Here is a 21,566-nt window from a genome sequence, read left to right as displayed (position 1 = left end):
TAAAAAGATTATGTTAACATAATAGTGGTGATTACTTTGATTAAAGGACTATACATTCATTTGCCATTTTGCGAGAAAATTTGTCATTATTGTGACTTTGCAAAAATGGTAGCTTCAAAAGAATATCACATAAAATATGTGACATCTCTTTTACAAGAATTAACATTTTATGGAAAACAACTCTCTCAGATTCAAACGATTTACATCGGCGGAGGTACGCCTTCTTTTCTTGATGAATCTTTACTTGAACTTCTCTTTAAACAAATACATCTTCAAATAGATATGTCTTTAGTCAAAGAGTTTTCAATAGAATCAAATCCAAAAGACATTACTCCAAGCTTTGTAAAATTGATTCAAAAATACCAAGTGAATCGAATAAGCATTGGAGTTCAAACATTTGATGAAAAACTTTTATCTGTCTTAGGAAGAAATCATTTACCTCAAGATGTAATCAGCGCAGTAACCATACTTCACAATCACCACTTTGATAATATTAATTTTGATTTAATGTATTCGATACCTTATCAATCACTAGAACAATTCAAACATGATTTATCGATAGCCGTTTCTCTTAACCCAAGTCATCTTTCTGTATACTCTTTAATCCTTGAACCCAAAACGAAATTTGATTACGATGTAAAAAAAGGAAAATTAGAACTTGTCTTGGAAGAAACAGAAGAACAAATGTCAAACTACATGACAACTTATTTAGAATCAAAAGGATACTATCAATACGAATTTAGCAATTATTCACTTCAAAACAGACAATGTCTACATAATTTAATTGTGTGGAATTTAGAAGAATACCTTGGAATAGGACTTGGGGCAGCCTCTCAAATAGAAGAAGTTCGTTTTAAAAACGCCTCTACCTATAAGTCTTACCTTGAACTTGTATCAAAAAACAATAAAGGAATACAAGTCTTTGAAGATTTTAATCCCATTCAAGAAACAATCTTGCTTGGATTACGAAAAACAGAAGGAATTTCTCTATCGGATTTTAATCAAAAATTTAATGGTTCTGTTTTCCAAAAATATCCTGAATTAGAAAACCATTTATCAAATGGACTCTTAGAAATGAAAAACGATCGGTTGTATTTGACCAAAAAAGGAATGCTTTTGTCTAACCAAGTATTTTTGAGTCTGTTTTAGAAGGAGAAATGATGTTACAATCTTATTTAAAAGAATATACCTATTACTTGCGAATCACTAAAAATCTATCTAAAAACACGATTATTTGTTATGAACATGATATTTTAGATTATTTGATTTTTTTGGAAGAAAATTATCATATTAAAACGATGGATTTGGTTGAAAAACAACACATTTTAAATTATGTTATTCGTTTAAAAAGAAAGAATATGGTTTCAAAAAGCATCACAAGAAAATTATCATCCATTCGTTCTTTTCATCAATACTTACTTTTCGAAAAAATTATTGACGATAATATCGTAAAAAAAATACCGAAGCCCAAAACGCAAAAATTGTTGCCAGTCGTTTTAAACATCGAGGAAACCGAACGACTGATTACTTGTTCTCATGGAAAAGAAACTCCACTGGATTTACGTAACACTGCAATGATTGAAATTGCATATGGAGCAGGACTTAGAGTATCCGAATTGGTGGATTTAAAGTTATCTGATTTGCATTTAAATGTGAATTTAGTTAAAATAATAGGTAAAGGGAACAAAGAAAGAATTGTTCCACTTGGTGATGAAAGTGTGAAAGCCCTTCGAAAATACATCGTCGAAGGCAGACCTTTTTTACATCCCATTCAAGCTGAAGTGCTGTTTGTCAATAAATCAGGCGCTCGCTTGAGTCGAATCGGATTTTACAAGATGATTCAAACTCTTGCCAAAAAAGCGAACATCGAAAAACAAATTTCACCTCATACCTTAAGACACTCTTTTGCAACACATTTGCTAGAGAACGGTGCGGATTTAAAATCAGTCCAAGAACTGTTAGGGCACGAAGATATCTTGACAACAGAGAATTATACACATATTAGTAAAAAGCATCTTCAAGATGCCTATGAATCTGCACACCCCCGTGCAAATAGAAAAGAGGACAAAGCATGAAATACAAACGCATATTTTTAATCGTCATTGATTCCGTTGGAGTAGGAGAACTACCTGATGCCGCAAAATATAATGATGTTGGATCAAATACCATAGGAAACCTTGCAAAAGCAACAAATGGTATTACTTTACCTATGCTTGAATCGTTTGGGTATGGAAATTTAACGGATATTCTAGGAGTCGCTCCTGTAAATCATCCAAAAGCTAATACGACAAAAATGATTGAAATTAGTAATGGAAAAGATACCATGACAGGTCACTGGGAAATCATGGGACTTAAAACGGAAGTTCCGTTTCAAACCTTTACCGAACACGGGTTTCCTAAAGAATTAATTTTAGAACTTGAAAAAGCAACCGGCAGAAAAATAGTTGGAAACATGGCTGCCTCCGGAACAGAAATCTTAGATTTACTTGGACCTCATCAAATGGAAACGGGGGATTTAATCGTGTACACTTCTGCAGATTCCGTTTTACAAATTGCGGCTCATGAAGAAATTATTCCATTAAATGAACTCTATGATATTTGTCGTAAAGCAAGAAAGATAACTTTAAAACCCGAATGGAAAGTGGGAAGAGTAATTGCAAGACCTTACCTAGGTAATCCAAAAGATGGATTTAAAAGAACGCCAAATCGACACGATTATGCTTTATCTCCATCTGGGAAAACGGTTTTAAATTATTTAGAAGATGAAAAGTATGATGTTATTTCAGTTGGAAAAATCAAAGACATCTTTAATGGATCTGGAATTACAGATCATTATTCTATCGTTTCAAATCACGATGGAATGATAAAAACGATAGATCTTGCAAAAGGTGACTTTACTGGGCTTGCCTTTATCAATTTAGTTGATTTTGATGCACTGTATGGACATCGACGCGACGCTGTTGGATACAAAGCCGCTTTAGAAGAATTTGATCAAGACTTAACAACGCTTTTGAAAGAATTAGATTCCAATGATTTGTTAATCATCACAGCAGATCACGGAAACGATCCTACTTTTAGAGGAACCGATCATACAAGAGAATACATTCCTTTGTTTATTTACAATCGTGATTTAAATGGAAGTTTTCTTCCAATTTCAAAAACGTTTGCGGATATCTCAGCTACCATTGCCGAAAATTTTAATGTCAGTAAAACCAAATATGGAAAAAGTTTATTAAGACAGCTTCAATAAAAAAAATGTGTCCTTTACAAGGATACAGTTTTTAATTAAAAGTAATTTTGTTTTTATATTTTAAGATGGATTGTTTTTTGGTCCATTTTTGTTTTGCTTTAAAAGCCATATGAACTTCTTTAAACAGTTTAGAAACAGTTGGATTCTTTTTGGAAAGAGTAAGATATGGTTTATAACTATGCAGTAGTTTTTCAAACTCAGATGATAAATTTGAAGTATACTTTTGATTATTCACTAGAGCAGCTTTGTACTCATTTGTAAGGGCATCAATTTGATTTGACAAAGCAATTTGATGTTTATCTACAAGAATAAGATAACTTTTTTCCAATTGTGTTAATTCATATTGAATCGAGTGAACTGTCGCTTCTTCCTTTATTTTAGCGGTTTCCTTTAACAAAGAAGCATCCGCATCGATTGCTTTAATTTCTTCATCTAAAGGTAAAAAGCTCACCTTATATCCATCTTCAAGTTTTTGCATTTTTTGAGCATACTCAGTTCTGCAAGTGTCTCTTGAAAGCGTAATTTCATCGATTTGAGCAAGAAGTTGTGCCTGGTTGTGAATAGGTTGATCCTCAAAGTAAACCGATAAGTATTGATCTAATAAATCTTTTGAGGCAACGTCTATTTCAATTTCTGCCACTTTGAGTTTATAATGATAACGATCATTCATTTTTTCTAAGGTATTGTAAAAACTTGGATCTAAAATATTGACTTTGCTCTCAAGATAAGGTTTTAGTGCTTCATAATGATTCTTTGCATCTTGATAACTATCTGTCATTTCTTGAATGGTATCATTTCGCAAATTTTCAGCGTCTTTTAATGCATCGTCTAGATGAACGTCGAGTTCTTGTATTTTTCTTTTTGAAGTAAGAATGGTTTCGTTCTTCGCTAAATCTTGGTGGATTTTATTAATTGCATCGGTTTGTTGCTTGGAAATTTTTTCCATTTCCTTGTGAATTAATTTACTGATTTTAACGTCTGTATTTTCAGATAAAAAATGAGTGTTTTTATAAAGTAAAGCTTGATATTCATCCTCAATTTGCTTTTGCATTTTCGACGCTTTAAGAGTTGTATTTTGAATGATATCCTCAAAATATGATTTTTCTTCATCGATAATTTGCATCAAAGATTCTACACGAATTCGATACTCCGATTCTGCTAACTCTATTTGTTCTTTGGAAAATCTCATTTGATTCAAATATGTAGTTAAGATGAACTCATGATGTATTTTTGTTTCTTCCTCAACTCTTGAAGATTGCATAATCAAATAAGCCATTTCGGTTTCATGCATCGTTTTAAAATGAAGAGCAGTCATATCGTATTCTTTCAAAGCCAGTTTCACTTTTGAAGCGGCTTCCACAACATGAATATTGTGCGTTTCATCATTTCTAATTTGTTGGATTAATTTTAAAGATACGAGTGATTGCCATTTTCGGTTAATATTTCCAGATTCTTGTAAATACTCTAAATGATAATTCATTGCAGCATCTAAACGTTCTATCAAAAAACGTTCTTTCGTAATAGATTGTTTTGATTTATAGAAAATTATTTTACGGTCAATTAGAAAGAATTGAATTTGATTAATAATATCTAAAAGTTTTATTTCTTGAAGAAGAAGATGTTTCTTAACTTCGTAAATCAACTTTTGTTCAATTTCATTAATTTTATTTTTAACTTTTAAAGATTCAATATCGTAATTGATGTTTGTTTTTAACTCTTTATTCACTTCAAGTATGGATAAGTGAGTTAATTCATCCTTAATGATTTTTGATGAAAATTCTCCAATTGTTTGAGCTAAAAAAGGATCGAACGTCATTAATCTTTGGTATAAAACTAAGTATTCTTCTAGTTGATTTAACATTTTATTAGATTCAAAACGATATAAAAGGAGATATTCTCTTTTTTCTTTTTGATTCTTTTTTACTAATTTTTTTGCTTTCGCTTGGCATGATAACATGCTATTATGATAATGCTTCACTTCATCATATTGAGAAATTAATTTTTTTAATAAAGTAAAATTTTTATTATTTCGAGCATTCAGAATTGCTTCTTTTAGCTCTAAAATGTTTTTTTCAGGGTTTTTAAAGAAGTGGATGTCTCCTGTCATTAAATTTGATTTTCGATTGAGTAATCGCTCATAAATGTTTTGATATAGTCTCTTATAATCTTGAACTAAAAGCTGTTCAATCTTCAAATCTTGTTCAAATAGATGTTTTTTAAAAGCTTCAAATTGATTAATCTTATCGGAAACAAGTGCTTGAATGTCAATAGACGTCGGATCGTCTTCCGCGCTAAACAACAATTGATTATCAACATAATGTTTTGTTTCTTGTTCATAAAAACGGTTAATTTGTTTTACAAATTGATTCTTTTTTTGAATGATTTCGGAAATAGTAGAATCCATCCCTTTAATTTCTTCGTTTAAGCTTAAGAACAAATCCATTATTTCTTCTTGATGTTGATCTAACACTTTTTGAAAACGAGAAGATTGCTCGGTAAAGAAATCAAAGAATTTATCAGTATTATAAAGATTATTTAAATACGTTCTTTGATAGGTTTCAAAAAACGAAGATTTAACTTGGATTAATGCTTTATTTAGATAATCGATTGTATCTAATATTTCTGAGGCTTCCAATCGATCGTGATGAAGTAAGACTTCGTTTTGTTCGTGAACACTAGCTTCGGTTTCGGAAATAATCTCTTGACGATCTACAATGGCGGTTTCGTCATGATAAAAAAGAGCTTCTTTTAAATTTGAAGCTTCAATTTTTAATTGGTCTAAACGTTCTTCTGCATCATTTAGGTTATTCAAGGTGATTTGTCTATGAGTAGACGCATGAGCAGATATTTTATGAAAGAACTCATCATAAAATTTCATTTCATCGGTAAAAGAAGTTTTTAACGATTCTTCATAAATTTTTTGATTATGGATGTCTTTTTGCAATTTGGTTTCAGATTGAGCCACCTTGAACTCCTTTCTACACGTTTATGATGCGATCTTGTTTTTGACTAGATTTGGTTTCCTCAAGTGTTATTGCATCTTTTGTGTTTTTAGCTTTGGTAAGAGTGTCTTTATAGGCATCGATTGATTTTTTATAAAGAGATTCTTGAAGGGAATAATATTTGTCAAAAGGAAGATTAATTAAGTTTCCTTCTTCAATAATTTTATGATAATCACTTTGGGCATCATAAAATTGCAAGTAATCATTTAAATGATCTTGATTCGATTGAGTGTATTGTTTTAAAAAAGTTTCTTCTGCTAATTGAATTTTTTTATAAATTTCTAAATAGTCACTAGGAAGTCGTTTCTTTACATCTTCAATTTCAAGTAAAAATTGAGGCCTAGAGACAAATTTAGTTTCCTCAATATGAGCAAATTCTTGAAGTAAGGTTAACCTACGCTCTTGAATAAGAGTTAGTTTGGTTGCTTCTAAACTAGAAGTGACTTCTTTAGAAGTTATGGGAAGAATAGAGATTTCTTGTTCTAATTTTGAAAGACTACGAGAAGATATTTGATCATCATTTATTGCTAAGGATTCAATATACTCATTTTCCAAATGGAAATCAAGTTCTATTTGAGATTTTAGACGTTGATATGCTGTTTCAAACATATGAAATCGATTGTCAATGGTATTGAAACTGCGTTTATGAGATTTATCATATAATAGAATTTTGTGTTTCAATAATTTTTGATTTTTTTGAATGATTTGATTAATTTTAGTTTCTAAGTATTCGTATTCATCAGAATCAATCCTAGTAGAGCGCTCAAAGGCTTTATTCATTTCAATCACTTGATCTTTGAGTTTTGTTTCCAGTAAAAAGGAATCTTGTTTAATTTTTTGTAATTGTTTAGCTCGATTCTTACCAGATTTGACAGCTTCATAAACTAAACGGTCGTATTGATTGTTAATAATATTCTTCGTTTCGCTTGCTTTATCATAAATCTGGCTTACAAACAATACATCGTTTTTAATCGCAAGCAACTCAGTAGAGTCAAGAACGTTGTACAATTTAAAATAAATTTTTTTAAAGAGAATAATCGATTCAATTAAATATTCTTTATAAATAGTATTTTGTTTTACTGGTTTGAGTGTGTTTTTTTGAAGAAAATGTTGAGCAGAAGAAGCATTAATAACGTATTCTATAATGTTTTGATCCATCCATTTTGACAATGATTGGTTCAAGTTGAGGTAATTGTATTTTTGAGTCAATTGTAAACAATCATTCATGATAGCATTCAAAATGTTAACGACGGAGTGCATTTGAGATCTGCTATTCATAAAAGGCAAAATAATAGTTTGATCAGATAATTTATCTTGATGAAGTAATTGAGTTTTCCATGGATTCATAAATAAATCGATTTTTGTATGTATGCTCTTTATTATTGTTCTAAATTCGTGATGAATGGTTTGAATGTCCTTGTGTGCTAAAGCTGTTTTTTTACTTGTTTGTTGATCAAATTCATGAATTAATTTATAGCGTAATGTTTCAAGATAATAAGCATAAGTTCGATCTTCTTTTGAATTTTCAACGAAAAAAGAAACATGCACTTTATCTGCTTCAATTTGATCAATTAACAATTGTTTTTGATGAACGAAGTCTACAATTTTATTGCTTCCTTCTTGTTGGAAAAGTGAAAATTGTTTTTTGTAATTTTCAAAAGCGATAGCATATTGATAATTTAACCGATTGATTTCATAGCTTATCATCGATTTATTATATTTCATTTGGTGAATATCTAAAGCTTTTGCTCTTTCAAAGACTGCTTTTGCATAGGCAAGGTCTTTATCATAGGCTAATTCATGAATTTTCTTTTCGACTTGATTTAGATTCAACAAATAATCTTTTCTAACAAGATTATGTTGTTTTGCCAAATGCAAGAAAGTACTTTCTTTGTGAATCGAAATCAAACCATTTTGAAGGTTGGATTCTGATTCGATTTTCTTTAGGTTAATGTCATGTTGGTATTTGGCAAAAAATTCATCTTCTTTTAATTCAGCGAGATATTTATTATAATCTCCAGATATATCAGTGTTTTCCATACGTTTTCGAATGGAAGCCACTTCGAGTTGATTGTTTGATTCAAGTGTCACAATTTCTTTACTGAAGAAATCGATTTGAGTAATTAAATCGGTCAAAGTAGAAGTAATGTTGTTGACTCGAACCATTACATTAATTTTATAATCTTCAAGCGTTTTAGCGCTTTGCGTGATGTAATTGCTTTCCATTTCAGTAATTTGTTGATTAAATTGAATGAATTCAGCTAAAATATTATCTAATTCATCAAAAGATTCATTTACGTAAAAAGCAAAATTACTATATAAATTAATACTGTTTTGGAAAAAAGCTGCAGGCATATAATAAGCAAGTTTTATCTCTTCTACACGTTTAAAAGAATCAATTTTAATTTTTTTGATCTCATTTTGATATTTAGAAATTAATAAATCAGCCATCGATTGATTTCTTTTCAGTAAATAATTTGCTTTATTTTGAATAATCTCATATTGCATAATATATTTTTCAGTCAAGCGTGATTGACCATTTTTATCTGACTCAATGATTTTTCTTCCAATGATTTCTTTTGTTTCTTTATATTCTTTTTGAATTAACTTTTCAAAAGAATTTTTCTTTTGGTTGACATCTTTGATTTGTTTGACAAATTGATGAATAATCGTTTGATTAATTAAAGAATGAGGCTTTTGTCTTTGGTGACTAAGTCCTTCAATTCTTGCTTTCTGACGAGTATAGATGTCAGAAGAGCTTTTAAACAAAGCATTCATCTTATTTTTAGTGTTTCTTAACGCTTCAATCACTTGAAGTACGGATTCGTTCATAAATTGTGCTTGGTTGGATGAATCTTTATTCAATTGTTTTTTAAGCGCAATCAAAGCATTTTTAGATTTCTCAATTGTCCACAAAAGAATGTTTGCTTGTTCGGAATTAATTTCTTGATAGTCATTTTGAAGTGAATCATATTTCTTTTGTTCTAATTTTAAGAAATCATGATGAACTTTCATTTCTTTATCAATGGCTTCATCTGAATTTTTGGTTAATTCCAGAAATTGCAAGTATGCGTCATGTTTAAGTTGTTCAATTGATTGCAAAGCAGAATTAAAATAATCATTTTCTTCATTTATAGATTGTTTTACGACTTCTTCGTGATTAAAAATATCTTCTTCAATATTCTGAAATAATTCATGATATTCTTCATTTACGAAATCAATGGATTTATGGAAATTCATTTCAGTTAAAATAAATTCATTAAAATGATCCGCTTCAAATGATTCATAGTTTTGTCTAATCCGTTCAATTTCGTACTTGTAATTTTCTAATACTTGAGAAAGTTCAAGATCAATGGCGGTTTGAACGGTCTTATGGTCGTTAAAAAAAGCTGGAAATCTATTCAGCACATATGAAATGATATCGCGATTTTTTGCCATTTCGTTCACCTCAACTTTCCCTCATAAAGATATTATAATATAGATAGTACTTTAATTCAATAAAACAAGAGAAATAATTCTGATGATTTTTATCTTAAATTTGGTATAATAATAACGAGGTGTGTAATATGGATAAACGAATCATCAGTAATAACTTATTAATCGATGACGAAATCGAAGCAACGTTACGCCCAAAATACTTTGGAGAGTATATTGGACAGACCAATGTAAAAGAAATGATTGAGATAGCGGTTGAGGCGGCTAAGAAGCGCTCAGAATCGCTAGATCATGTACTTTTATATGGACCTCCTGGGTTAGGAAAAACCACACTAGCACAAGTCATTGCAAATGAATTAGGCGTTCATATTAAAGTATGCAGCGGACCAACCATAGAAAGAACAGGGGACTTAGCAGCAATCGTTACTTCGCTTGAACCAGGAGATGTTTTATTTATTGATGAAATTCACCGCCTTCCTAAAATTGTAGAAGAAATTTTATATTCGTCCATGGAAGATTTTATTATTGACATTGTTGTAGGAAGAGACTCAGGCGCAAAGTCCATTCGTGTTGATTTACCGCCGTTTACCTTGATTGGAGCTACTACAAGATTTGGTGATTTAACAGGCCCTTTAAGAGAGAGATTTGGAATTGTACATAAACTTGATTTTTATACAGATAAAGAATTAGAAGCCATCTGTATTCGTACTGCAGCAATTTATGAATGTGTTATTTCTCCTGAAGCTGTGTGTGAACTTGCTAAGCGATCAAGAGGAACTCCAAGAATTGTAAATCGGTTATTTCGTAGAGTTAGAGACTTCGCAGATATTTTAGGAGATGGAACCATTACCATCGATATTACAAAAATTGCACTTGATAAATTAAAAATTGATGAAAGCGGACTTGATCGAAAAGATCGAGAATATCTTCTAGGAATTATAGAAAAATATCATGGTGGGCCAGTTGGACTTGAAACCATTGCAACATCGATTAGTGAAGATCCACAAACATTAGAAGATGTTTATGAACCTTTCTTGATTCAACAAGGATTTATTAGTCGAACACCAAGAGGTAGAGTAGTAACAGAAAAAGCTTACAAACATTTAAAAAAGGGCTACCAAGGTAGTATGTTCTAGAATGAAAACAGATGACTTTGACTATAAATTACCAGAAGAATTAATTGCACAAACTCCACTTTTAAATCGTGATTCCTCTAGACTACTACTTTGTCACAGAGATAATTTTGAAGTAACACATGATTTGTTTCATCATCTTCCTTCCTATTTAAAAAAAGGAGATGTATTAGTCTTAAACGATACCAAAGTGCTGCCTGCAAGGTTAATTGGAACCAAAGAGAAAACACATGCATCCATTGAAATACTTTTACTTAAATCATTAGAACTTGATGTATGGGAAACACTATCTAAACCAGCTAGAAGAGTAAAATTAGGTACTGTTATAACTTTTGGAGGATTATTAAAAGCAAAATGTATTGGTGTAAAAGAAGAAGGAATTCGACTCTTCAAGATGATCTATCAAGGAATTTTCTTAGAAATCCTGGATCAACTTGGCGAAATGCCATTGCCTCCATATATTCATGAAAAACTAAAAGAACAAGATAGATACCAAACCGTGTACTCAAAAGTAATTGGAAGTGCAGCGTCTCCAACAGCGGGATTACACTTTACCAAAGAGTTGTTAAACACGCTACAACAAATTGGAGTTGAAATCTATTTTCTTACACTTCACGTGGGACTTGGAACCTTTCGTCCTGTAAGCGTGGATGATGTTTCAAAACATCATATGCATTCTGAGTTTTATTCATTTGACATAGAAGTAGCAAATAAGCTAAATCAAGCAAAAAAAGAAAACAGAAGGATTATTGCGGTTGGAACAACTACCACAAGAACCCTTGAGTCTATTTATCAAAAACATCACCAGTTCATAGGTGAAAGTGGATTTACTGATATTTTCATTTATCCTGGATTTTCATTTCAAGCAATCGATGGCTTAATTACCAACTTTCATTTACCGAAATCCACTTTGGTCATGTTAGTATCTGCTTTCTCATCAAAAGAGATTATAATGAATGCATACATGGAAGCCATCAAAGAAAAGTACCGTTTTTTCTCATTTGGAGATTCCATGTTTTTACTACCAAAAAAATAAAAAAGGCTAATTTTAGCCTTTTTCTTTTGATTAATTATCAAGTGGTTTAATTTTTTTCATTAAATATAAGAACGGAGTATCTAAAAAAGCAACGACAAGTTTAATGACATAAGTTGAAATAAAAATTTCAATGACTACAGTTAAATCATAAACTCCTAAAAAAGCAATCGGAACAAAAATAATGCTGTCAACGAATTGGCTTATAAATGTTGATCCATTGTTTCTTACCCATAACCATTTATCACTTGGCCATTTGTGTTTTATTTTTTGAAATAAATTCACATCCAATTGCTGACTAATGAAAAACGCAATTAAACTACCTAAAGCAATTCGTGGTAAAAAACCAAAAATAGTTTCTAATGCAGTTTGAGATATATCGTTCTCATTGGGAATAAAAGTCAATGCAAGTTGCATTACAATAAGAGAAGATAACAACACATAAAACCCAAGATAAACAGCCTTTTTAGCAGCTTTTTTATCAAAAATTTCATTTAAAGCATCGGTTGCTAAAAAAATAGTACCATACATAATGTTTCCAAGAGTTGCATTGATTCCAAACAAAGAGATGTTCTTTGTTACTTGAATGTTGGCAAGTAACGTTGCAATACCTACCCAAACAAAAATACCAGTTTTTCCAAATAGTTTATACAATCCCATTAATAACAAAAAATTAACAATGGCAAAGATAAACCATAACAATTCATTACTCATATAAATCCTCCTAGTTTTGATTACGCAGGATGGTTTCGAACTGCGAATGCGATACCATTATATCAAATTCTCGAAAAAATACAATTAAAAGCAGATTTGAATTGCGAAAAATGTGCAAAAGTAGTAGAATATGAATGATTACGATGCTTGTGAAGGAGGACTATATGGAACGAAATGTATTAGTAGAAGTATCAGCAAGACATGTTCATTTGAGCCAAAAAGATTTAGAGATTTTATTTGGAAAAAATCATGAACTTACAATAAAAAAAATGTTGTCTCAACCAGGGCAATTTGCGGCAGAAGAACGCGTTACAGTTGTTGGACCAAAAAAGGAAATTACAGGAGTGTCTATTCTAGGTCCTGTAAGGAAAAATACTCAAATTGAAATATCTTTAACGGATGCAAGATCGATAGGTGTCGTTGCTCCTATTCGAGAATCAGGAGACACTTTTAAAAGTGCTCCATGTAAAATTGTTGGACCCGTTGGAGAAATTGAGGTATTAGAAGGCGTTATTATTGCGAAAAGACATATTCATTTGACTCCAAAAGACGCGTTAGCTTTTGATTTAAAAGATAAACAAATCGTTTTAGTAAAAGTCGAAACACTAGATCGATCCCTTGTTTTTGGAGACGTAGTCATTCGTGTTCGGGATGATTTTGCTTCCGCAATGCATATCGATACAGATGAAGGCAATGCTGCAGCAATAAACGGCATCGTTTACGGACAAATCCTTTAAGTTATGGCGATTACTTATGAAATTACCCACATCTGCAAACAATCAAATGCAAGATGTGGGATTTTACATACTCCACACGGCAGTTATGAAACGCCAATTTTTATGCCTGTTGGAACACAAGCAACGGTTAAAACATTAACTCCAGAAGAAATTAACCAAGTAAGTGATGGCTTAATTCTTGGAAACACCTATCACCTTTGGCTTCAACCAGGAGAAGACATTGTAAAAGCCCACGGAGGAATTCGTGGATTCATGAAATGGGATAAAGCTTTACTTACAGATTCTGGTGGATATCAAGTATTTAGTCTCTCTCACATCCGTAAAATCAAAGAAGAAGGTGTAGATTTTCGACACCACTTAAGTGGAGAAAGATTGCATATGTCTCCAGAAGATAGTATTCGCATCCAAAACGATCTAGGAGCAGATATCATCATGAGCTTTGATGAATGTCCTCCTTTTTACTCCAATTATGAATACATGAAGGATTCGGTAGAGCGTACATTACGCTGGGCTAAAAGAGGGAAACAAGTTCATCAATTTCCAGATAAACAAGCCCTTTTTGGAATTGTTCAAGGGGGACCTTTTAAAGATTTAAGAAAACACTGCCTTGAAGAACTGATAAACATTGATTTTGAAGGATATGCAATTGGTGGGTTAAGTGTGGGTGAAACAAAAACCGAAATGTTAGAAATGCTTGAATTTCTTAATCCATTAATGCCGGCTTCTAAACCAAGATATTTAATGGGAGTTGGATCTCCTGATGATTTAATTAATGGTGCCATTAATGGAATTGATATGTTTGATTGTGTTTTGCCAACAAGAATTGCAAGACATGGGACAGCTATGACTTCAACTGGCAAAATCGTCATTAAAAATAAAGAGTACGAAAAAGATATGACACCTCTTGACTCAAACTGTTCTTGTCAAGTATGTAAAACGTATACAAGAAGTTACATCCGTCATCTGTTTAAAGCGGGTGAAATACTCGGATTAAGGCTGGTAACCTATCACAATTTGTATTTTTTAAAACAGTTAATGAGCCAAATTCGAGAAGCCATTAAAGAAGATAGGCTTCTTGATTTTAAGACAGAATTTTTCAGTCAATATTATAAGTAAAAATCGATTTTTACAAAAGGATATAAAATAGCAAAAAAAAGTTCTGTTCACGATATAATATTATTGAAAACAAAGCGCTAATTACGTATAATAGAAGTAGAAGAACTTTTCACCGAAATATTTAAAACAACTTTATTTATATGTTCTTTTATGATAACATATATTTAATGATTGACTTGGGAGGTATCGTATGTTTGATTTAAACGATAAATTTAATCAAAAACCCAACATTAAAGTCATAGGTGTCGGTGGTGGCGGAGGATCTGCAATCAACCGCATGATTGAAAATGATGTTCAAGGTGTCGAATTTGTAGCAATGAATACCGATGCACAAGTATTAAAACTTTCTAAAGCCGATGTGAGAGTACAATTAGGAAAAATGCTAACACGCGGACTTGGCGCAGGCGCCAGTCCAGATGTTGGAAGACAAGCTGCACTTGAATCCGAAGACGAAATCCGCGATTTATTAGCTGAAACCGATATGGTTTTTATTACTGCTGGTATGGGCGGAGGAACTGGAACAGGTGCTGCGCCAGTTATTGCGCGCATTGCAAGAGAAATGGGCTGTTTGACCATAGGAATCGTCACAAAACCTTTTGGATTTGAAGGAAGAAAACGTGCAAGCGTAGCCATGCAAGGATTAGAAGAATTAAAACCATTTGTGGATACTTTAATTGTGATCCCAAATGATAAACTCTTATATATTGTTGATAAAAACACACCATATCTTGATGCATTTAGAGAAGCAGATAATGTATTAAGACAAGGTGTACAAGGTATCACAGAAATTATAGCTGTCCCTGGAGTGGTCAATGTCGATTTTGCCGATGTCAAAACAGTTATGAAAGACAAAGGAACTGCTTTAATGGGAATCGGAATTGCAGAAGGCGAAAATCGTGCAGTTGAAGCCGCAAGAGCCGCCATTAGAAGTCCATTATTAGAAACTTCTATCAATGGCGCAACAGATGCCATTGTGAATATTACTTCAGGATATGATGCATCTCTATATGAAATCAACGAAATCATTGAAGAAATTCAAAAATCTTCTACTACCGACATTAACGTAATCTATGGTTCTGCTATTAATTCAGACCTTGAAGATGAAATTATCGTAACCGTTATAGCTACTGGATTTAGTGAAGATCCTCTATTTAGAGATAACACGTTCCAACACGCTGAAGAAAAACCAATTGATGTACCTTCTATGGATAATGTGTTTGAAAAACAAAACACGCCTTCCAGAAAAGAAAATAAGAAAAAATTAAAAAAGCAAAAGGAACAAATTGAAATTCCAAAAGAAACACAAGAAGAAAAAGAAGATATTCAAATTCCATCTTGGTTAAAAGAACGATTTAAAAAATAACAAAGGTTGGGCTTGCCCACCTTTTTTCTTTAAGATAACATTGTATTTTCAGTCAAAAAGTGATACAATTTTTTAGAAACCATTACATGAAATTCATAGAAATAAAATGAAGAAACACCTATCTAAAAACAAAAATTGGATGACCTAACATCCACTGCAAAAAAAGACGAAAGGGATATATAATATTTAGGAAAATTATATTATATTTGATAAACATATGAATCTAACCGGAAAACAAAAACGCGTATTAAGAAGTTTAGCGCAAACCAAAAAATCAGCATTTCAAATTGGAAAAGAAGGATTAACTGCGCAAATTAAAACTAATTTATTAGATTATTTGACGAAATATGAACTAGGGAAAATCACCGTTTTAAATAACTGCACAACCCCAATCATTGCATTAGAACAATCTCTTCAAGAAGCAGACATTCAAGTAATTCAAAAAATTGGAAAAGTGATGGTTTTGTACAAAGAAAACCTTGCTTTAATTAATCGAATTGAGTTGCCACTTTAATGAAAATATTACTTACCAATGATGATGGGTACAACGCAACAGGAATTCAAATTCTCTATGCAAAACTTCAAAAATATGGCGAAGTGACTTTAGTTGCGCCACATTTTCACATGAGTGGAGCTTCTGTTTCAAGAGTGTTTTGGGATGAAGCCAAAGTCTATGAACATTCCCCTACAATCTATAGCGTGGAAGGAACTCCTGCTGATGCGGTTGCTTTTGCCATTCATGGCTTGAATTTACAACCAGATTTAGTAGTTTCAGGGATAAACAACGGCTTTAATGTTGGAGCGGATACAGTCTATTCTGGAACGGTTGGAGCTGGAATGGAAGCTTTAAAGGCTAATTTAAAAGCCATAGCGTTTTCCGCAGATTATGATTACTTTAAACCTGCAGAAGACGAATTTGAAAAAGTCATGGATTATATCTTATTTCATAAATTATTATCAAAAGAATATTTGTTAAATGTAAATTTTGTTTCCAAAGCTTTTGCCACTTCGAAAGGCATACGTATCACAGATTTAGGATTTCGACCTACAGAACATTTTTACTTAAGAAGCGACGATGGAACCTATAAAAACCATCGAAAATTCTTGCCATTTCATTTTGAAGAAGGCACAGATTTATGGGCTGCTAATCAAGGTTACATCTCAATAACCCCTTTGAAATTTGCCAATCAAACTTCCAAAGGACTGAAAGAATGTAAAGAGAAGGTGGGGCAACTTGATTAAAAAAAAGAAATACATTTATTTTCTATTGTTTTATCTTGTGAACTTGATAACAGTTGTGCTTTTGATTGCTTTTGTAATCCAAAATACATTTGTTTCAATTTTGCTTGCCATCTATATTATGATTTTGTCTGGCTTTTTTTCGTTTGCATCTAGAAAAAAGAGGTGAAGTTTCATTGGCTTTATTAGAAAATTTAGATTCAATCAAATCACACTTGACTCAACAAACGATTATAGCTGCGACAAAATACGTTGACTCTTCCAAGATGAAAGAACTTTTACTCCTTGGAATCAATCATTTTGGAGAAAACCGAGCGGAGTCCTTTTTAGAAAAATACGAGACGTTTGAAAAGGAAAAGATTACTTGGCATTTTATAGGATCTTTACAAACAAACAAAGTAAAAAAAATTATTAACAAAATTGATTATCTGCATTCATTAGACCGACTTAGTCTTGCTTTAGAAATTCAGAAATATCGAATAACGCCATTAAAGTGTTTCATAGAAGTCCATATTTCGAAAGAAGTATCTAAATCTGGAATAGATAATAAAGAAGTAATTGATTTTATCAAAAAAATTGAAATATATGATAAAATAGAGGTAGTAGGTTTAATGGGTATGGCTTCAAATACAGAAGACAAAGTACAAATCGAAAGCGAATTTTTATCACTTAAGAAGTTATCAAATAAAATAAAAAAGCTTCAATTACCAAACGTAAAGCAATCTTACTTGTCAATGGGTATGTCAAATGATTACCAAATTGCAGTTAAATGCAATGCAACCCATTTGCGATTAGGAAGAATTCTATTTAGAAATGAGGGATGATTTTGGGAATGTTTAAGAAAAAAGATCAAATGGTATCTACAGATGTTGATTTAGAAGATGTAAAATTCTTTCGAATCCAAGATAGTTCTGGGATTTATGAATATGCAGAGATTATCATGCATCGAACTCCCATCGTGTTAAATTTTGATAATTGTTTAATCCCAGAAGCAAACGAAGTTCTCTTATTTTTAACAGGAGTTTTATTTGCTTGCGATGGAGAAATCGTAAAAATTCAAGACAAAATTTATTTGCTTGCTCAAAAAACGGATTTAAATGGGCCTACATTAAAGCGATTTGTCAGTGAATTTCAAAAGAAAAAATAATGACAATCAACGATTATTTATACCTACTTTTATACTATAGTTTTTATGTTCTTAGAATTTATTTTTATATCATGATTGTGACAATTATCTTGAGTTGGACTCCCATTGCAAACTCAAAATTTTATTTGATCCTTCAAAAAATCTGTGCTCCCTATTTAAACATCTTTCGAGGATGGATCGTCGTTGGAAATATGGATTTTACGCCAATGCTTGGACTAATCCTTTACCAAATCCTTTTAAGTATTATTTCAAGAGCGATTTTTTAATTAAATTCACTGTTTTTCTTGATAAAACTGAAAAATTTGTTATAATGAATTAACATATATAAATCGATGATTAGGACAAATATCACTTTCACTGTTTTTAAGAGACCTTGTATTTGGTGCAAACAAGGAAACAGAAAGTGGTTTATCACCTAGGAGAGAGTTATTGAACAAACGTAAATAACTTCGTAAGTCGGCGTTAACGACTCAAGCGCTAGTTTTCTAGAACAAAGGTGGTACCGCGGTAATAATCGTCCTTATTTTTGAGGGCGTTTTTTTTTAGGAGGATAACAAAATGGAAACAAAGAAAAATTTCAAAGATACGTTATTAATGCCCAAAACAGATTTCCCAATGAGAGGAAATCTTGGCCAAAACGAACATATCATTCAAGCGAATTGGGAGAAAATAGATCTTTACAATAAAATACTTAAAAAAAATGCATTGAGATCAATGTATGTTTTACATGATGGGCCTCCTTATGCGAATGGATCCATTCATGCAGGAACGGCTTTAAATAAAACATTAAAAGACTTCGTTTTACGTTACAAGAACATGTCTGGCTTTCAGGCACCTTATCTTCCTGGATGGGATACTCATGGTTTGCCAATTGAAAACGCATTATCCAAAGACAAAAAAGTAAATCGAAAAGAAATGGATGTTCCTAAATTTAGAGAATTATGCAAAGACTTTGCCTTAGAACAAGTTGAAATTCAAAAACAACAATTTAAAAGACTTGGAATACTAGGAGAGTGGGATAACCCTTATATTACTCTTGATAAATCCTATGAAGCAGCCCAAATTAGACTGTTTGGTGAAATGGTTGAAAAAGGACTCGTATATAAAGGATTAAAACCAGTGTATTGGTCTCCTTCTTCTGAATCGGCATTAGCAGAAGCAGAAATAGAATATTATGATGTTACTTCACCTTCAATTTATGTTGCAATGCCTTCAAAATTCACGAACGGGTTGTTTCCTAAAAATACTGAGTTTTTAATTTGGACAACGACTCCTTGGACGATTCCTGCAAATCTTGCGATTTGTGCAGGGCCAGAAATAGAATACAGTCTTGTTAAAACGGAAACCGGTCGTCACTTTGTGCTAGCGAAAGCTAGAATTGAAGTGATGAAAGAAATGTTAGAATGCGAGAAAATGGACATTCAAACCACCGTTTTTGGTTGGGAACTAGAAGGAATGACTTACGTTCATCCACTTTACAACCGAGTTTGTCCTCTTATTTTAGGAGAACATGTGACAACCGAAGATGGTACTGGATTAGTTCATACTGCTCCAGGGCATGGAGAAGACGATTTTATCGTCGGTCAAAAATACAATTTAGAAGTATTTTGTCCTGTTGATTCCAAAGGAAATATGATGGAATCGGCTGGAAAACGATTTGAAGGATTATTTGTCGATGACTGTAATCTTGAAGTTATAAAAGCTTTACAAGAAACAAATGCTTTACTAAAAGTGTTATCAATCGTTCATAGTTACCCACACGATTGGCGTACAAAAAAACCAGTAATTTTCCGTGCAACCCCACAATGGTTTGCGTCCATCGATATCTTAAAACAAGATATCTTAAAAGCAATTCAAACAGTAAAGTGGTACCCATCATGGGGAGATGTCCGATTAGGTAATATGATTAAAGATCGAGGATCTTGGTGTGTATCGAGACAAAGAACTTGGGGCGTCCCAATTCCTGCTTTTTACACTGAAAATAAAACACCAATTCTTGAGAAAGAATTAATCGAACACTTCGCAAAAATCGTTGAAAAAGAAGGATCAAATGCTTGGTTTATCCGAAGTGCAAAAGAGTTACTACCTGTTGGGTATACCCATAAAGATTCACCAAACAATCTCTTTACAAAAGAAACTGATATCATGGATGTGTGGTTTGATTCTGGGACAAGTCATCATGGAGCTTTATTAACAAGAGGACTTCCTTATCCTGCTGATTTATATCTTGAAGGATCAGATCAATATCGCGGATGGTTTAATTCGAGTTTAATTACAGGTGTGGCAACGATGGGTCAAAGCCCTTATAAAACTCTTGTAAGTCATGGATTTATCCTAGATGGTGAAGGCAGAAAAATGTCTAAATCTCTTGGAAATGTAGTCGATCCTAATAAAATAGCTGATACGCTAGGAGCGGATATCTTCCGTTTATGGGTATCAAGTGTTGATTATCAAGCTGATGTAAGGCTGTCAGACGATTTAATCAAACAAGTATCAGAATCCTATCGTAAAATTCGAAATACCTTTAAATTCTTACTTGGAAATTTAGCAGATTTTGATTTTACTTTAGACGTACTTGCCTATTCAGAGTTGTCTGAAATAGATCAATACATCATGATAAAAACGAATAATCTTGTTAAAGAAGTAAAAGATGCTTATGAAGATTTCCGTTTTGATGATGTCTATCGTAAAGTAACAAATTTTGTGACATTTGTATCCTCATTTTACTTAGATTTTACAAAAGATATTCTTTACATCGAAAAAATAAATAGCCCAGAAAGACGAAAAATTCAAACCGTATTTTATACCATTCTTGATTCCTTACTTCGTGTACTAACTCCACTTATTCCTCACACTACGTCCGAAGCATATCAATACCTATCTTCTAATAAAGAAGAAGATGTCTATCTACTAGATATGCCAAAAATCCAATCCTATGATACGACGATTGAAGAAACATATGATGAGTTTATGGAATTTAGAGAAGTGGTCTTAAAAGCATTAGAAACCGCAAGAGAAGAAAAAATAATTGGTAAGAGTTTAAATGCTCATTTGATTATTTATCCAAAAGCTAAAATTCAACTCTTACTTGAAAAATGTAAATTAAATTTAGCACAAGTGTTCATCGTTTCAAAACTAGATATCAAAAACGAAGGATACGGTTCATTTAAAGCAGAAGATGTATCAATAGATGTACTTGCAGCAAGTGGCACGACTTGTGCTAGGTGTTGGCAAGTAGTAGATGACGTTAATGAAGACGGATTATGCTCTCGTTGTCAAAAGATTGTAGCCATGTAATAATAAGCCGATGAAGCATGTCTTCAATCGGCTTTTATATCCCTTTTACATTGACTTTTTGGCGGAAAAAAAGTATAATATCTATGAAATAAATGGAGGA

General features: G+C 32.1%; 17 protein-coding genes and 1 other annotated feature. Of the genes, 14 read left to right on the top strand and 3 right to left on the bottom strand.

Annotation, left to right across the window (positions count from 1 at the left end; all coding sequences use genetic code 11):
- Window positions 1-36 precede the first annotated feature (36 nt).
- Genes hemW through KJ971_06345 form a run of 3 tightly spaced genes read left to right on the top strand, consistent with a single transcriptional unit; the run spans window position 37 to window position 3,250 of the window.
- Window positions 37-1,149 (top strand): radical SAM family heme chaperone HemW, encoded by a 1,113-nt coding sequence (gene hemW / locus KJ971_06355; protein ID MBU1145457.1) that lies wholly within the window; start codon window positions 37-39, stop codon window positions 1,147-1,149.
- Between the two features lie 11 nt (window positions 1,150-1,160).
- Complete coding sequence (gene xerD, locus KJ971_06350) at window positions 1,161-2,075, top strand: site-specific tyrosine recombinase XerD (GenBank protein ID MBU1145456.1); 915 nt, start codon at window positions 1,161-1,163, stop codon at window positions 2,073-2,075.
- Complete coding sequence (locus tag KJ971_06345) at window positions 2,072-3,250, top strand: phosphopentomutase (GenBank protein ID MBU1145455.1); 1,179 nt, start codon at window positions 2,072-2,074, stop codon at window positions 3,248-3,250. Before xerD ends, KJ971_06345 begins: the two co-directional genes overlap by 4 nt.
- Before the next feature lie 31 nt (window positions 3,251-3,281).
- On the opposite strand, the gene KJ971_06340 is transcribed toward KJ971_06345, so the two are convergent.
- Together KJ971_06340 and KJ971_06335 are read right to left on the bottom strand one after the other, a co-directional pair.
- On the bottom strand, window positions 3,282-6,215 hold the full coding sequence (locus tag KJ971_06340; GenBank protein ID MBU1145454.1) for a hypothetical protein: 2,934 nt from the start codon (window positions 6,213-6,215) through the stop codon (window positions 3,282-3,284).
- A gap of 13 nt (window positions 6,216-6,228) precedes the next feature.
- Complete coding sequence (locus KJ971_06335) at window positions 6,229-9,690, bottom strand: hypothetical protein (protein ID MBU1145453.1); 3,462 nt, start codon at window positions 9,688-9,690, stop codon at window positions 6,229-6,231.
- Window positions 9,691-9,818: 128 nt separating this feature from the next.
- On the opposite strand from KJ971_06335, the gene ruvB reads away from it, so the two are divergent.
- Together ruvB and queA are read left to right on the top strand one after the other, a co-directional pair.
- Window positions 9,819-10,823, top strand: a complete 1,005-nt coding sequence (gene ruvB / locus KJ971_06330) for a Holliday junction branch migration DNA helicase RuvB (protein MBU1145452.1) — start codon at window positions 9,819-9,821, stop codon at window positions 10,821-10,823.
- A 1-nt stretch (window position 10,824) separates the two neighbouring features.
- Complete coding sequence (gene queA / locus KJ971_06325; protein MBU1145451.1) at window positions 10,825-11,856, top strand: tRNA preQ1(34) S-adenosylmethionine ribosyltransferase-isomerase QueA; 1,032 nt, start codon at window positions 10,825-10,827, stop codon at window positions 11,854-11,856.
- A gap of 30 nt (window positions 11,857-11,886) precedes the next feature.
- On the opposite strand, the gene KJ971_06320 is transcribed toward queA, so the two are convergent.
- Window positions 11,887-12,567 carry a queuosine precursor transporter gene (locus tag KJ971_06320; GenBank protein MBU1145450.1) on the bottom strand — a complete coding sequence of 227 codons (681 nt, stop codon included), beginning with the start codon at window positions 12,565-12,567 and terminating at the stop codon, window positions 11,887-11,889.
- Window positions 12,568-12,731: 164 nt separating this feature from the next.
- Between KJ971_06320 and KJ971_06315 the strand changes: the two genes are divergently transcribed.
- From KJ971_06315 to ileS, 9 genes are all read left to right on the top strand, one after another.
- On the top strand, window positions 12,732-13,304 hold the full coding sequence (locus tag KJ971_06315; GenBank protein MBU1145449.1) for a phosphate propanoyltransferase: 573 nt from the start codon (window positions 12,732-12,734) through the stop codon (window positions 13,302-13,304).
- Between the two features lie 3 nt (window positions 13,305-13,307).
- Window positions 13,308-14,420, top strand: coding sequence for a tRNA guanosine(34) transglycosylase Tgt (gene tgt / locus KJ971_06310; protein ID MBU1145448.1), 1,113 nt, complete (start codon window positions 13,308-13,310; stop codon window positions 14,418-14,420).
- A gap of 190 nt (window positions 14,421-14,610) precedes the next feature.
- Window positions 14,611-15,783: a cell division protein FtsZ gene (ftsZ, locus tag KJ971_06305; protein ID MBU1145447.1), complete on the top strand. Its 1,173-nt coding sequence runs from the start codon at window positions 14,611-14,613 to the stop codon at window positions 15,781-15,783.
- A 217-nt stretch (window positions 15,784-16,000) separates the two neighbouring features.
- Window positions 16,001-16,297 carry a YhbY family RNA-binding protein gene (locus KJ971_06300; protein MBU1145446.1) on the top strand — a complete coding sequence of 99 codons (297 nt, stop codon included), beginning with the start codon at window positions 16,001-16,003 and terminating at the stop codon, window positions 16,295-16,297.
- Window positions 16,297-17,025 carry a 5'/3'-nucleotidase SurE gene (surE, locus tag KJ971_06295; GenBank protein MBU1145445.1) on the top strand — a complete coding sequence of 243 codons (729 nt, stop codon included), beginning with the start codon at window positions 16,297-16,299 and terminating at the stop codon, window positions 17,023-17,025. Before KJ971_06300 ends, surE begins: the two co-directional genes overlap by 1 nt.
- A gap of 173 nt (window positions 17,026-17,198) precedes the next feature.
- Window positions 17,199-17,846 (top strand): YggS family pyridoxal phosphate-dependent enzyme, encoded by a 648-nt coding sequence (locus tag KJ971_06290; GenBank protein MBU1145444.1) that lies wholly within the window; start codon window positions 17,199-17,201, stop codon window positions 17,844-17,846.
- 8 nt (window positions 17,847-17,854) lie between these two features.
- Window positions 17,855-18,169, top strand: a complete 315-nt coding sequence (locus tag KJ971_06285) for a cell division protein SepF (GenBank protein MBU1145443.1) — start codon at window positions 17,855-17,857, stop codon at window positions 18,167-18,169.
- Window positions 18,169-18,435, top strand: a complete 267-nt coding sequence (locus KJ971_06280) for a YggT family protein (protein MBU1145442.1) — start codon at window positions 18,169-18,171, stop codon at window positions 18,433-18,435. Before KJ971_06285 ends, KJ971_06280 begins: the two co-directional genes overlap by 1 nt.
- 57 nt (window positions 18,436-18,492) lie before the next feature.
- Window positions 18,493-18,694, top strand: a binding site (T-box leader).
- A 33-nt stretch (window positions 18,695-18,727) separates the two neighbouring features.
- A complete protein-coding gene (ileS, locus tag KJ971_06275; GenBank protein MBU1145441.1) occupies window positions 18,728-21,466 on the top strand; it encodes an isoleucine--tRNA ligase in 2,739 nt (912 codons plus the stop codon).
- Window positions 21,467-21,566 lie beyond the last annotated feature (100 nt).

This window comes from Bacillota bacterium, assembly GCA_018818595.1.
Classification (GTDB): domain Bacteria; phylum Bacillota_I; class Bacilli_A; order Izemoplasmatales; family Hujiaoplasmataceae; genus JAHIRM01.
The sequence above is the reverse complement of the archived record's forward strand: the minus strand, read 5'-3'. Positions and strand labels throughout refer to the sequence as shown.

Coding starts and splice junctions, on each gene's coding strand:
- xerD (MBU1145456.1), top strand. CDS start 1,161: ATGTTACAATCTTATTTAAAAGAATATACCTATTACTTGCGAATCACT.
- KJ971_06345 (MBU1145455.1), top strand. CDS start 2,072: ATGAAATACAAACGCATATTTTTAATCGTCATTGATTCCGTTGGAGTA.
- KJ971_06335 (MBU1145453.1), bottom strand. CDS start 9,690: ATGGCAAAAAATCGCGATATCATTTCATATGTGCTGAATAGATTTCCA.
- ruvB (MBU1145452.1), top strand. CDS start 9,819: ATGGATAAACGAATCATCAGTAATAACTTATTAATCGATGACGAAATC.
- queA (MBU1145451.1), top strand. CDS start 10,825: ATGAAAACAGATGACTTTGACTATAAATTACCAGAAGAATTAATTGCA.
- KJ971_06320 (MBU1145450.1), bottom strand. CDS start 12,567: ATGAGTAATGAATTGTTATGGTTTATCTTTGCCATTGTTAATTTTTTG.
- KJ971_06315 (MBU1145449.1), top strand. CDS start 12,732: ATGGAACGAAATGTATTAGTAGAAGTATCAGCAAGACATGTTCATTTG.
- tgt (MBU1145448.1), top strand. CDS start 13,308: ATGGCGATTACTTATGAAATTACCCACATCTGCAAACAATCAAATGCA.
- ftsZ (MBU1145447.1), top strand. CDS start 14,611: ATGTTTGATTTAAACGATAAATTTAATCAAAAACCCAACATTAAAGTC.
- KJ971_06300 (MBU1145446.1), top strand. CDS start 16,001: ATGAATCTAACCGGAAAACAAAAACGCGTATTAAGAAGTTTAGCGCAA.
- surE (MBU1145445.1), top strand. CDS start 16,297: ATGAAAATATTACTTACCAATGATGATGGGTACAACGCAACAGGAATT.
- KJ971_06285 (MBU1145443.1), top strand. CDS start 17,855: ATGTTTAAGAAAAAAGATCAAATGGTATCTACAGATGTTGATTTAGAA.
- KJ971_06280 (MBU1145442.1), top strand. CDS start 18,169: ATGACAATCAACGATTATTTATACCTACTTTTATACTATAGTTTTTAT.
- ileS (MBU1145441.1), top strand. CDS start 18,728: ATGGAAACAAAGAAAAATTTCAAAGATACGTTATTAATGCCCAAAACA.